General features: G+C 37.9%; 11 protein-coding genes and 1 pseudogene. 1 reads left to right on the top strand and 11 read right to left on the bottom strand.

Annotated elements, in window-relative coordinates; all coding sequences use genetic code 11:
• Positions 1-175: 175 nt before the first annotated feature.
• The 8 genes from efp to pheS all read right to left on the bottom strand — a co-directional run bounded on the left by efp (position 176) and on the right by pheS (position 9,997).
• Entirely contained in the window at positions 176-742 is a 567-nt protein-coding gene (gene efp, locus CVS92_RS07485) for an elongation factor P (RefSeq protein ID WP_021090997.1), read from the bottom strand.
• Positions 743-761: 19 nt separating this feature from the next.
• Positions 762-2,342: a phosphoglycerate dehydrogenase gene (serA, locus tag CVS92_RS07480; protein WP_234398716.1), complete on the bottom strand. Its 1,581-nt coding sequence runs from the start codon at positions 2,340-2,342 to the stop codon at positions 762-764.
• Positions 2,336-2,818 (bottom strand): hypothetical protein, encoded by a 483-nt coding sequence (locus CVS92_RS07475; protein WP_084040968.1) that lies wholly within the window; start codon positions 2,816-2,818, stop codon positions 2,336-2,338. Before CVS92_RS07475 ends, serA begins: the two co-directional genes overlap by 7 nt.
• Before the next feature lie 5 nt (positions 2,819-2,823).
• On the bottom strand, positions 2,824-4,500 hold the full coding sequence (locus tag CVS92_RS07470) for a 30S ribosomal protein S1 (RefSeq protein ID WP_107789027.1): 1,677 nt from the start codon (positions 4,498-4,500) through the stop codon (positions 2,824-2,826).
• 80 nt (positions 4,501-4,580) lie between these two features.
• Positions 4,581-5,405: a 4-hydroxy-3-methylbut-2-enyl diphosphate reductase gene (locus tag CVS92_RS07465; protein ID WP_107789026.1), complete on the bottom strand. Its 825-nt coding sequence runs from the start codon at positions 5,403-5,405 to the stop codon at positions 4,581-4,583.
• Positions 5,395-6,672 (bottom strand): 3-phosphoshikimate 1-carboxyvinyltransferase, encoded by a 1,278-nt coding sequence (aroA, locus tag CVS92_RS07460; protein ID WP_107789025.1) that lies wholly within the window; start codon positions 6,670-6,672, stop codon positions 5,395-5,397. Before aroA ends, CVS92_RS07465 begins: the two co-directional genes overlap by 11 nt.
• Positions 6,669-9,005, bottom strand: coding sequence for a phenylalanine--tRNA ligase subunit beta (pheT, locus tag CVS92_RS07455; RefSeq protein ID WP_107789024.1), 2,337 nt, complete (start codon positions 9,003-9,005; stop codon positions 6,669-6,671). Before pheT ends, aroA begins: the two co-directional genes overlap by 4 nt.
• The gene (gene pheS / locus CVS92_RS07450; protein WP_107789023.1) at positions 9,002-9,997 is read right to left on the bottom strand and encodes a phenylalanine--tRNA ligase subunit alpha; all 996 of its coding nucleotides are present in this window, start codon (positions 9,995-9,997) and stop codon (positions 9,002-9,004) included. The genes pheT and pheS overlap by 4 nt, the downstream gene beginning before the upstream one ends.
• A 118-nt stretch (positions 9,998-10,115) precedes the next feature.
• Between pheS and CVS92_RS07445 the strand changes: the two genes are divergently transcribed.
• A complete protein-coding gene (locus tag CVS92_RS07445) occupies positions 10,116-10,469 on the top strand; it encodes a histidine triad nucleotide-binding protein (protein ID WP_072594719.1) in 354 nt (117 codons plus the stop codon).
• 40 nt (positions 10,470-10,509) lie between these two features.
• On the opposite strand, the gene CVS92_RS09290 is transcribed toward CVS92_RS07445, so the two are convergent.
• The 3 genes and pseudogenes from CVS92_RS09290 to argH all read right to left on the bottom strand — a co-directional run bounded on the left by CVS92_RS09290 (position 10,510) and on the right by argH (position 13,040).
• A complete protein-coding gene (locus tag CVS92_RS09290; RefSeq protein ID WP_374048490.1) occupies positions 10,510-10,818 on the bottom strand; it encodes a CZB domain-containing protein in 309 nt (102 codons plus the stop codon).
• A gap of 81 nt (positions 10,819-10,899) precedes the next feature.
• Positions 10,900-11,181, bottom strand: a pseudogene (locus CVS92_RS09285) (methyl-accepting chemotaxis protein); the annotation flags it as partial.
• A 446-nt stretch (positions 11,182-11,627) separates the two neighbouring features.
• The gene (gene argH, locus CVS92_RS07435) at positions 11,628-13,040 is read right to left on the bottom strand and encodes an argininosuccinate lyase (protein ID WP_107789022.1); all 1,413 of its coding nucleotides are present in this window, start codon (positions 13,038-13,040) and stop codon (positions 11,628-11,630) included.
• Positions 13,041-13,129 lie beyond the last annotated feature (89 nt).

Below are 13,129 nucleotides of genomic sequence, written 5' to 3'. Positions count from 1 at the left end.
GCTATATTTGATTTTTACAGAGTATAAAAATTTTTGTGCATTCTATGCTAGTGCTACTTGAAATTTTACAATGTATGAAATGAAGTTTTTGCTAAAGCCAATACTTTTTAAATAGTGACTTTAGCTAAGCATTGGGCTTACTAAACGTAAATTTAGTAAGAAAGATTAAACTGCTTTATTTATTCGCACGCTCGATATACTCGCCGCGAACAGTATCCACACGGATAACCTCGCCCTCAAGTACGTGAAATGGTATCTGAACTACCGCACCACTCTCAAGAGTAGCTGGCTTTTTACCGCCTTGCGTATCGCCCTTGAAATTTGGTGGAGTCTCAACTATCTTTAGCTCAACTACTTGTGGCACTTCAACGCCGATTGCATTGCCATTGTGAAACAAAATTTCAACCATCATGCCATCGATCATCCATTTTTTAACATCACCCACATCCTCGTCGCTGATAGCAACTTGTTCATAAGTAACCGTATCCATAAATTGACAATATTCACCATCATCATAAAGATACTGCATCTCTTTTTCTTCAAGATGTGGTTGCTCGCATTTATCGCCTGCGTGAAAAGTTTTTTCAAGTACTTTTCCGTCGATAAAAGATTTGATTTTCGCACGAACAAAAGCTGCACCTTTGCCCGGTTTAACGTGTTGATATTCTACGATTTTATAAGGAACGCCATCGATCTCGATCTTTAGCCCTTTTTTTAGATCGCCCATTGAATATGAAGCCATTTTTTATCCTTTCAAAATTTTATATAACTGCGTATTGAGCCCAAACGCAAGCTTCAAGTGCGTTTAGTCTCTCTAACGTTTCTACTTTTATATGTTCATCAACCAAAATGACAGCAAGTGCCATATTGTGATCATCTCTACCAAGGCGGAAGTCTGCGATATTGATCTTTTCATCAGCTAAAATTTTACTAATCTGAGCGATAACACCTGGTACGTCATGATTTTTAAAGATGATCATCTTGCCTTTTGGTTTAAAGTCAGTCTTAAAACCATTTATCGTTACGATACGTTGCTGATTTTCACCAAATACCGTTCCACCTACGGTTACAATACCATTTTCAGTAGTTAAGCGAACGGTAATTTTATTTTTAAAAATGCTATCTCCACCAAGGCTAGTTTCGGTCACTATACCTTTTTCATCGCATAAAAATTTAGCATTTACATAATTTATCGCATCACCAAGACTCTCTTTTAAGGCGCCCACGATTGCAAAAGTTAACATTGAATTTGCATATTCGCTAATCTGCCCATGAGTCTCTATGCGGATAGCCTTGATAACGCTTTTATTTATCTGTGCAGCAAGAAATGCCATCTTGCTTGTAAGATCGATATAAGGCTCAACAAATGGCGGTAGATCTTCTGTTTTTATAGGTAAATTTAACGCATTTGGATAGCTTATACCGCGAGCTGCTAAAATAGCTTGCTCGACTGCCTCAACTGCGATATTTCGCTGCGACTCAAGGGTGTTTGCTCCAAGATGCGGTGTGACGCTTACATTATTTAGATCAAGAAGTGGATGATCAGTCGCTGGCTCTTTTGTAAAAACATCAATACCGGCAAATGCTATTTTGCCACTTTTTAGTCCTTCATAAAGCGCTTCTTCGTTATAAAGACCGCCTCTAGCGCAGTTTATAAGTCTTACGCTATCTTTCATTTTTGCGATCTCTTTAGCGCCTATCATATTGGTCGTCTCTTTAGTTTTTGGCGTATGTATCGTGATAAAATCACATGCTAAAATATCATCAAAATTTTTAGTATAAGTACCGCCCATATCGATAACTTTAGATGGATCAATATATGGATCATAAGCGATGATCTCCATACCAAAAGCTTTTGCACGAACAGCTACCCTTGAGCCAATATTTCCAAAGCCGATCACACCAAGCTTTTTCTTAAAAAGCTCAACGCCATACCATTTCTCACGCTTCCAAATTCTATCTAGCTTTAGATCATTATGAGCGTATTCAAGAGATCTAGCTGAAGCTAGCATATGCGCCATTGTCAGCTCGACCGCGGCAATAGTGTTTGCAGTTGGAACGTTCATAGCTATTATGCCACGCCTTGAGCATCCTTCTATATCGACATTATCTACACCAACACCAGCTCTAACGATAGCTTTTAGTTTTTTACCAGCGTTTAAAAAGGCCTCGTTTACTTCAGTTGAGCTTCTTGTTATAGCAACATCCGCCTCGCCTAAAATTTTTAAAAGTTCATCTTTGGGCGTATTAACCGCATCTATTACGTTTATATCTTGCTCTTTCTTTAAAAGTTCAAAACCTACTGGATGTATCGCATCGCAAACAATGATAGTTTTCATAATTTTACCTCTCTCACACTTGAGTGGATATCATAAACTCTTAGTTCTAAAATGATATTTTGTAGAAGTTTAGAGTCTTGAGTATTTAAAAATATCTGGCTTTTTGCACCATCTTTTACAACAGTAAAATCGACCTCGCTTTTTCTTAAAGTCTGCATCAAACAAAACATTGAATAGATATCATTTTTATCTATCAAAAGCTCATATGCAGTAATCTTTGGTTTTTCTATTTTGGGTCGGTTGTATTCTATAAAAATTTCATTTACAGGCAGCACATAATCTCTTTTTCTAATAGTTGCTAGCTCACTCATCCAGTTAATATTGCTGGTTGTATTTTTGGTTAAATTTTGCTCATTTGTGATATTTTCTTCATGTATCTGGCTGAAATTTACACTTGCAAATTTAACAAGAGAAATTCCAACCAAACCCAATATTACAAATAGCAGGACAACTACTAATAAAAGTACGCGTCTGCCCATTTAAACTAAAGTAATTGTTCTTTTATGATATCGCCAAGTGTTACTTTATCGTCGTTATCATTGATCTCATTTAACACTTCACGCTCTTTTTGTTTTGCTAAACGGCGTATGCTAAGGCGAATTCTATTTTTCTTCTCATCGATAAATGCGATAGCTGCTTCAATCTCATCACCGATCTTAAGTGTACTAACATCTACACTACCTAAATCTTCTTTGCGGATCAGCGCATCAACGTTATTACCAAGCTCTACAAACACGCCAAAGTCTTTAATATCGCGAATTGTTCCTTTTACGATATCGCCTACATTAAATTTATCAGCAAATGCTTGAACTGGACTTTGTTTTAGATCTTTTAGGCTGAGTGAAACTTTTTGTTCAGCGCTATCGATTTTGATGATTTTTACTTCAAGCTCGTCACCAGCTTTAAACATGTCTTTGCATTTATCGTTTCTATCCCAAGATGCGTCTTCGTTATGCAACAAGCCTTCAACGCAACCCACTCTAACAAATGCGCCAAAATTTGTGATAGTTGTCACAACGCCTTTTACTACGTCACCCTCTTTGTGTTTTGCCTTAAACTCATCAAATGGCTTTGGAAGTAAATTTTTAAGGCTTACTCTTAGGCGGTGTCCTTTTGCATCTATCTCAATAACCTCAACATCAATCTCTTGACCTTCATTGATGTGATCTTTTGGATTTTTGATATTTTTGTCCCATGAAATTTCAGATATATGCAAAAATCCTTCAATATCATTTCCAAGATCAACAAATGCGCCGTAAGGCTCGATATTGCTAACTGTAACTTTAATAGTGTCACCAACCTCTAGTCCATCGTTTATGATCTCTTCCCAAGGATCTGGAGTAGCCGCCTTGATAGATAGAGACAAGTGGCGTTTTTCGTTGTCATAGCTGATAACTTTAACTAAAACTTTATCGCCTTCTTTATATAGTGAGCTAGGGTTTACTGGACCCTTATAGCTTATCTCACTATAATGCACAAGCCCATCAACTCCGCCAACATCAACAAACATACCATAAGTTGTGATTTTTTTAACCGTGCCCTCTATAACGCTATCATTTTCTACTATGCTTGATAGAGCTTCTTTACGCTTTTTGCGGTCGTCATCTAAAATTTTCTTTCTAGAGACAACTATGCTATTTTCTTCTTTATCAATTTTTATAACTCTTACTTTATATGTTTTACCAATTACTCCTTCAGCGTTTTTAAAGCCACTGTGAGTTTTTGGTAAGAAAAATTCCACCCCATTTGCATCTTGAGTTATAAAGCCACCTTTATTTTTTCCAACTACTTTTACGTCGATTTCGCCAGAATTTTCAGGATCGTAAGCTTCGATGAAAGCTTTAACTTTCTCTTTTCTAAGTGCTTTTTTGTGCGACACTATAGGTCTTCCATTTCTTGATCCAGTTATTACAACTTTGATCGTATCGCCAACTTTATGCGTCAGGTTACCATTAGCATCAGTGATTTCAGAAATATTTAAAATGCCTTCTGATTTCTTGCCAACGTCGATTAAAACCTCATCACCATTGATACTGACGATTTTTGCGTCACTATCTTCTTCAGTCTTTTTAAAAGACTCCTCTAACATCGCAGCAAAATCGATATCTTCGATATCTTCGTCTTTTGCTTTTCCTAATTGAACACTTTTGTTCACAGCCATCTTGATCCTTTAAATTTTATTATGCCAGTAGAGGCAAATTGGCTTATTATAGTTAATTGTGGCTTTAGCTAGGATAAATTTTATACTTTTTTGATTCTATCAACGACTTTTTGTATGATCCAGTCAGGCGTGCTTGCACCTGCACTTATGCCACACAAATCTTTACCGTCAAACCATGATCTTTCAAGCTCTTCTTCGCTTTCAATTAGGTAGCTATCTTCGCAGAAATTTTTAGATATTAGGTAGAGTTGTTTTGTGTTTGAGCTGTTTTTTCCGCCGATAATTATCATCACGTCAGCCCTTTTTGCTAAATTTTTAGCGGCCTCTTGGTTTTCAAATGTTGCGTTACAGATGGTGTTAAAAACACGCACCTCTTTTACATGAAGCATGAGATAGTTTGCGATCTGCATAAATTTCTCAACTTTTCTAGTCGTTTGACTAACAAGTGCGACCTTTTGCTTAAATTTAATGCCATCTAGCTCGCTCTCTTCAAGCACGACGTAGACATTACCCTTGGCGTATGACTTCACACCCTTTACTTCAGGGTGATGCATATCGCCATAAATCACCACATCATAGCCCTCTTCGCTCATTTTTTCACAAATTTGCTGTGGCTTTGTCACAAATGGGCAAGTTGCATCAATCACTTTTATATCAGTTTTTTTTAGCTCCGCAAGGTCATTTTTAGTGATGCCATGAGTGCGGATGATCGCCTTTTTCTCATCCTTTAGCTCGTCTATACCCTCAAGCGTCTTTACATTGTAGTTTTTCTCAAGCCTGTTTATCTCTTCATTATTATGGATGAGTGGCCCAATGGTCGCAGCATCTCCTGCATTTTCAGCGATCTTTATCGCCCTTTTTACACCAAAGCAAAATCCATAACTACTAGCAAGCTCAATCTTCAACTCTAGCTCCCATTTTCTTTAAAATTTCAGCAAAATTTGGAAACGATGTGGCAATAAATTCGCTCTTTTCTATCTGCATGCCACATTTTAGTCCAAGTATGGCAAAGCTCATCGCGATCCTATGATCTCCGTGGCTATCTATCGTGGCAAATTTAGCCTCTGAACCATTTATGATAAAGCCATCTTCAAGCTCGCTTGCCTCGATACCGCATGCTTTTAATGCATTTATCGTGACAGCTATCCTATCACTCTCTTTTACGCGAAGCTCTTTTGCATTTGTTAGCTTGCTTTGACCTTTAGCGCAGGCAAATGCAATAGCTAAAGCTGGGGCTTCGTCGATGAGCCACGAGATATTTTCGCTAACTTCTACACCTTTTAAGTTTGGTGAGTACTTGACCTCAATATCACCGATATCTTCGTATTTTCTTGAGGTTTTGTGAAATTTTATCTCAGCTCCCATTTTTTCTAGAATTTTATAAGCTTCGATGCGAGTTTTATTTAGCAAGATATTTTTTAAAATGATATGCGAATTTGGGATAATTAGAGCTGCAACCGCAAAGAAAAATGCAGAACTTGGATCATTTGGTACATCTATATCAAGTGGCGCAAGTGGGGCTTTCATCGGCTCTAGCGTGATCTCTAGGTCGTCACGCCTTATATCAGCTCCCATGCCAGCAAGCATGCGCTCAGTATGATCTCTGCTTAGCTCTGGCTCGCTAAATTTGCAGCCATTTGAGTAAAGAGCCGCCAGCAAAAGCGCACTTTTTACCTGAGCTGAGGCGATCTTGCTCTCAAAACTAAATCTTTCAAATTTCGTCCCTCTTATGCAAAGCGGAGCGTTATTTGCGTTGTTTGCACCATCTATCTTTGCACCCATATCGTTTAGAGGTTTTGCTATTCTAGCCATTGGACGTGAGTTTAAATATCTATCGCCACTTAGCACAAAAAAGCCGTCCTGCGCAGCAAGTAATCCCATAAAAAGCCTCATCGCCGTGCCCGAGTTGCCACACTCCAAAATTTCATTTGGTTCTTTTATCTTTTGTGGCGGAGTGATCGTTATTTCAGCGCCGTTATCTTCGATCTTTGCGCCAAGGAGCTCGACGATCTTTAAGGTATTTAGCGTGTCGCCTGCTCTTAAGTAATTTCTAATGCGAGATGGCTTGTCGCTTAAAAGCGAAAAGATCGCGCATCTATGCGAGATAGACTTATCGGCTGCAATGTCGTCGATGGTTAAATTTAGACTTTTTTCTAATGGATAAATTCTCATCTTATTCCGATATTTAGTTTCTCTTTTAGCTCGCTTAAAATTTTATCCATAAGTGCGTTTATATCATCATCTTCAAGCGTTTTTTCCATATCTTGGAATGTAAATTTGAGGCTAAGACTAATTGAGCCATTTAGCTTCGCATCTTTATAAATATCAACTGGTAAAAATTCTTTTAGCTCTTTTAAATTTAGCCCTCTTATGCACTCATAAATTCGTCCAGCCTCAAAATTTTCAGGCACGATGAGGCTAAGATCCCTTGTAGTGCTTTGGAATTTTGAGTAAGGCACTGCCAAAATTGGCTCAAATTTAAGCTTAGTAAAATCAATCTCGCAAACATAAGTTTTTGGCAGATCCCTTTTTGCCTCAACCCTTGCATCAACTCTACCGATATAGCCGATATTTTCGCCATTTTGATAGATGTGTGCTTGCTCGTATGGGCTAAGATACGATATTTCGCGGCAAGGTTTTAGCTCAAATTTACCTATGACATTTTGCACCATCGCTGCAAATGCGTAGAAATTTGCCTCCTCGCCCTTTGCGCCGTTTATAAGTGTTGGCTCTTTTAAAAGCCCAGATACAGCAAAGCCTAAATTTAAGCCCTGATTTGCATTTTCATCAAAAATTTCTCCAAGCTCAAATAGTCTAACTGAGCGTTTCGAGTTTTTGATATTTTTCTCGCTTGAGTTTAGAAGGTGATTAACAAGTGTCGGTCTAAGCGTGTTTAACTCGTTATTTATAGGATTTAGTATCTTGACTTTGCATGGTTTAAAATTTAGCTCACTAAGCTCATCCTCACTATCAAAGACATAGTGCACGCTTTCAAAAAAGCCATTATCAGCTGCTCTACGCCTTAAATTTAGGGCGTTTTTATAGTCAAAATATGTCTTATTTAGCCTATTTTTCTCAGAGAAATTTAGTGGTTTTGAGGCGATATTGTCTATGCCTACTATCCTTACGATCTCCTCGCAAACATCGTGAGAATTTACTATATCATGGCGAAATAACGGCACTTTTACGTTAAAACTCTCTTGCTCAACATTTACTGCGATCTCAAAGCCAAGTTTCTTTAAAATTTTAACGACATCATTTCTAGCAATATCTTGACCGATCATATTTTTAAGCTCAAAAAGAGAGATGCTTAGTGTTATAGGCTCGGTGTTTAAAAGCGACTGCTGTGAGCCAGCAAAGAGATTTAGAGTATCTTTAAAATTAGCAAGTCTTTTAAATAAATAATCCGCTCCATAAGCTAAATTTGGCTCGCTACCACGACTTGAGCGATAAATTTGATCACCCTTTGGTAAATTTTTATTTTCAAAAATAGCTTTTGAAACTACATCTGGCTTTACATAGCTAGCTTCTACTAGGATCACTTTTGACTTCTCATCTACCCTTGCTATGTCGCTTTGGTAAATTCCAGCAATGCCTAAATTTTTATCCCCGCAATAAACGACACATTCGCCATTTTCGCCATTTTTTATATCAAAAACAGCTTTTTCGCCTTCACTTACTAGTTTAGTGTGATCATAAGCCCTAAATAAAACACCCGTGAAAAATGTCGCGTATTCAAGCAGTCTCTCAACTAAATTTGTCTTTTGACACTCTATTAATGCTAGACGCATGCGAGTTATTAGATTTTCATATAGTCCTTCTTTTAGCTCAAAAGCCTTATACAAAAATGACCCACTTACTTTATCCTCTGCTCGCACAGAAGCTATTCTGCCAATACCTAGTAAATTTTCGCTCTCATCGTCTTCGTGACTATCTTTCATATTTAAATCAAGCGCTGCACAAATTTCTCTTGCAATGCCATGTAAATTTTGGCAATCACCCCTGTTTGCTGTGACATCAACTTCGATTATCGTATCTTTAAATATCTCAAATTCGCTAAGACTTGTACCAAGTTTTAGCTTGCCGATACTCTCATCAAGTGGCAAAATTCCATCGTTTACCTTTGGAAGTCCCAGCTCACTTGAAGAGCAGATCATACCACTTGACTCAACACCTCTTAGCTTTGCTTTTTTTATCTCAAGACCATTTGGCATAGTCGTACCAATAAGTGCAACTGGCACAAACTGGCCAGCTTCAACATTTTTAGCCCCACACACGATCTGAAGCGTCTCTCCACCAACATCCACTTGACAAATGCTTAGTTTATCGGCATCTGGGTGCTTCTCTCTACTTTTTATGTAGCCAACCACAATACTCTTTGGTAAATTTATCTCTTTATAGCTATCAACCTCTAGCCCGATAGAATTTAATGTCTTTGAAAGTGTCTCGCCGCTAACGTCGCTAAGGTCGATCCACTCGTTTAACCAATGCTTTGAAATTATCATTTAAACTGCTCCAACAATCTTAAATCTCCCTCAAAAAGCGACCTTAGATCAGGCACTCTATGAAGCAACATTGCAAATCTCTCAACGCCAAGGCCAAAGGCGTATCCACTTACATTTTTATAGCCAACCGCCTTAAATACATTTGGATCAACGACGCCACATCCAAGTACCTCAAGCCAAGTAGTCTGCTTGCACACCCTGCAGCCCTTGCCATGGCAGAATATACAACTAATATCAACCTCTGCGCTAGGCTCCGTGAATGGAAAGAAGCTAGGGCGAAAACGCACTTCAACGTCGCCAAACATGTGCTTTAAAAAGCCCTCAAGCATTGATTTTAAATTTGCAAAGCTAACTTTCTCAGCATCCTCCACCACAAGAGCCTCAACCTGGTGAAACATCGGTGTATGAGTTAAATCCATATCACGTCTAAAGACAGTACCTGGCGCTATCATGCGAATAGGTGGCTTTTGATTTAGCATGGTTCGTACCTGAACTGGGCTCGTATGCGTCCTTAAAAGTCTAAAATCATCTAGATAAAATGTATCTTGCATATCCCTTGCTGGGTGATATTTTGGTAAATTTAGCGCCTCAAAGTTGTGAAAATCATCTTCTATTAGTGGTCCAGTTTCAAGTGAGAAATTTAGAGCTAAAAAATATTCAATTATCTTATCCATCGTGGCCATCACAGGGTGCAGCGCTCCGCTGGCAACAGGCTCATTAAATAGCGTGATATCAGCGGCTTCTTTTTTCATCTTGTTATCTATCTCTTGTTCGCTAAGCTCAGCTTTTTTAGCTTCTATTAACGAGCCAAGCTCATCTCTTTGCTTATTTAAATTTGCTGCAAATTCCTTTTTCTCGTCCTCGCCAAGCTCTTTTAGCTTTGCAAAGCCTTGCGCCAAGATGCCCTTTTTGCCAAAAATTTCTACCCTGACCTTCTCAAGATCGTCAAGCGTTGAAATTTCATTTTTGATTTTATTAACGAAATCTTGCAATTTTTTACCTTTATAAATTTTTGAGTCGATTTTATAGAAAAAGAGTTAAAATCAAGATAAAGAGCACGAAATTTAAGCACACTTTGATATAATTTCGCAAAATTTCAAAGGAGCTAAAATGACCATATTTGAAAAGATCGTAGCTGGTGAAATCCCTTGCAACAAAGTGCTTGAAAGCGAGAAATTTCTAGCTTTTAACGACATAAACCCAAAAGCACCGATCCACATCCTAATCATCCCAAAAAAACACTATAAAAATTTCCAAGAGATGGATCCAATTTTAATGGGAGAGATGACAAAATTTATCCAAGAAGTGGCGACCTTAATGGGCGTTGATAAGAGCGGATACCGCCTTATAACAAACTGCGGTGAAAACGGTGGTCAAGAAGTTATGCATCTACATTTTCACCTGCTTGGCGGAGCGAAACTTGGCTGGAGCGAAGGCGTAGCTGATCCACAAAGCACATTTTAATAACTTATAAATTTTAGACTCAAAGCCTGAGTCTAAAATTTTATTTTCTTGCAGACTTAATAGCTTCAAGCAACTCTTCAAAACCTACTTTACTTGAGTTTTCTACATCTTTTAATATTTCAACGCCAGGTAGATTTCCTTTGTCTTTATCAGCAAAAATAACCATCGCTTTTTCTAGTCCATGATGAACATTTTCATGATGAGCTGCGATACTTGAGAGAATTTTGGCATCTTTTACAAGAGTATTTTTCACATCTTTTTCATACCATTTGCCAAATCTACACTCATGAACATCTTGAATTTTATTAAATTCATTTAAAAGCACGCCTCTATATCCATTTAGCTTCATATTTATATGATCTATTTTTCCATTGCTTACATAGACTTCATTTGTAACATTTAAAGCCTGATTTAGGATATTTTGCGTATTTGAGTTTACGCTTGAGATATTTCCTTCAAATCCACCTAAAATTTTCATAGCATTTGCAGAAATTTTTGAGAAATTCTCACTCATTTCAATCATCGTGTTTGCACTTTGCTTAAGGCCATTTATATTTACTTCTACTTCAAGAGTTGCTTTTTGAGTACGCTCAGCTAACTTTCTAACTTCATCTGCCACGACAGCAAAACCTCGTCCATGCTCACCAGCACGAGCCGCCTCGATCGCAGCATTTAGAGCTAGTAAATTTGTCTGATCTGAGATGTCTTTAATTAGATTTATAATCTCAGCAATCGAATTTACGCTTCCATTAAGCGAAGAAGCGTCATTTGAAAGGTCATTGCTCATCTGGCTTACTTGCTCGATCGAGTTTAAAATTTCAGCCGTTTGCGACTTGAGTTCGCCCGTCTCTTTGAAAGTCTTTTCATTTAGTCCATTTATACTTTCAAGCATTTTTAGATTTTCTTCCATTGTTAATTGCAAAAAATTTATACCATCTTGATAACTTGAAAGCAATAAATTTACAGCTTCTTGCTTATCCTTAGCTTGCTCTTTTGGCTCACAAGTTTTAACGTTTTTTAGCTCATTTTTAAGTGCTAAAATTTCAGCCTTTAAAGCTTCATTTTCTCTTTGCAAAGCTTCGTTTTTACTAGAAAGCTCTTTATTTTTGCCATCAAAAAACATTATTTCATCCTTTAAAATTTGTAGATTTTGCGTAATTATAACTCTTTTTTCTTAAGCCAGTAATCTAAAATTTCTATCTGCTCATCAACGCTTTTATTTGCTGTACCGCCCTGCGAACAACGCGCCTCTTTTGAAGCATGCAAATCAAGAAATTTGACGGCTTTTGCATCTAAATTACCATCAACACTTTTTAGCTGCTCTTCGTTTAGTTCACTCAAATCAAGTCCTAAACTTTCAGCTTTTGCGACAGCTTTGCCTGTGATAAAATGCGCCGTTCTAAATGGAATATTTTTTTCACGCACTAGATAGTCTGCCAAATCAGTGGCACTTAGATGCCCATTTTTTGTCGCTTTTAGCATGTTTTTTTCGTTAAATTTAGCTGTTTTTATCATCTCGTTTAGGATAGTAGCCGAGCTTAAAATGGTTGAGACGCTGTCAAACACGCCCTCTTTATCTTCTTGCATATCTTTATTGTAAGCAAGTGGCAGGCCTTTCATCGTGGTTAGTAACGCTACCAAATTTCCATTTACACGCCCAGTTTTACCGCGTATGAGCTCAGCAACGTCTGGATTTTTCTTTTGAGGCATTATGGAGCTGCCCGTGCTATAAGCGTCACTGATGCTTACAAAGCCAAATTCTTGTGAGCTCCAAAGTATAAGCTCCTCGCAAAGCCTAGAAGCGTGCGTCATAAAAACGCTAATGTTAAATAAAATTTCCAGCGCAAAGTCACGGTCGCTCACGCTATCCATCGCATTTTGCGTGTAACCTGCAAAGCCAAGCTCACTCGCAACGATAGTTCTATCTATCTTATGAGGAGTGCCTGCAAGTGCTGCTGAGCCAAGCGGACTTAGGTTGTTTCGCTCATATGAGCTAACAAAACGCTCGAAATCTCTTTTAAACATAAATGCATATGCTAGCAAGTGATAGCTAAGGCTTACTGGCTGAGCATGTTGAAGATGTGTGTAGCCTGGCATTAGCGTATCTTTGTGGTTTTTTGCCAAATTTGTAAGCGTGGCGATGAGCTCTTTTATACATGAAGAAATTTCTAAATTTTTCTTCAAAACATAAAATTTAAAATCAAGCGCAACTTGGTCGTTTCTACTTCTAGCTGTGTGCAATCTACCACCAAGCTCGGCGCCGATGATCTGGCTAAGGCGCTTCTCAACTGCCATGTGTATATCTTCATCTTCTAGCTTAAACTCAAATTTACCTGCTCTTATCTCAGATAAAACCTCATCAAGCCCCTTTATGATCGCCTCTGACTCATCTTTTTTCAAAATTCCACAAATTCCAAGCATCTTTGCGTGAGCCTTACTCCCGGCGATATCTTCTTCAAAAAGATTTTTATCAAAATTTATAGAAGCATTAAATTCCTCAAGTAGCTTCGAGCTAGCCTCGCTAAATCTGCCCTCCCACATCTTTTTGTGTGCGTTTTTCTCTTCTTTCATAGCTTTACCTTTGATTAGTTTTGCGTGATTTTAACAAAATAGCACTTAACTGGGTATTTTAACTATAAAGTTGCAAAAAAGTTATAAAT

The sequence above is a fragment of the Campylobacter concisus genome (assembly GCF_003048555.1).
Lineage (GTDB): Bacteria > Campylobacterota > Campylobacteria > Campylobacterales > Campylobacteraceae > Campylobacter_A > Campylobacter_A concisus_AO.
This window is presented reverse-complemented; position numbering and strand designations above follow the sequence as displayed.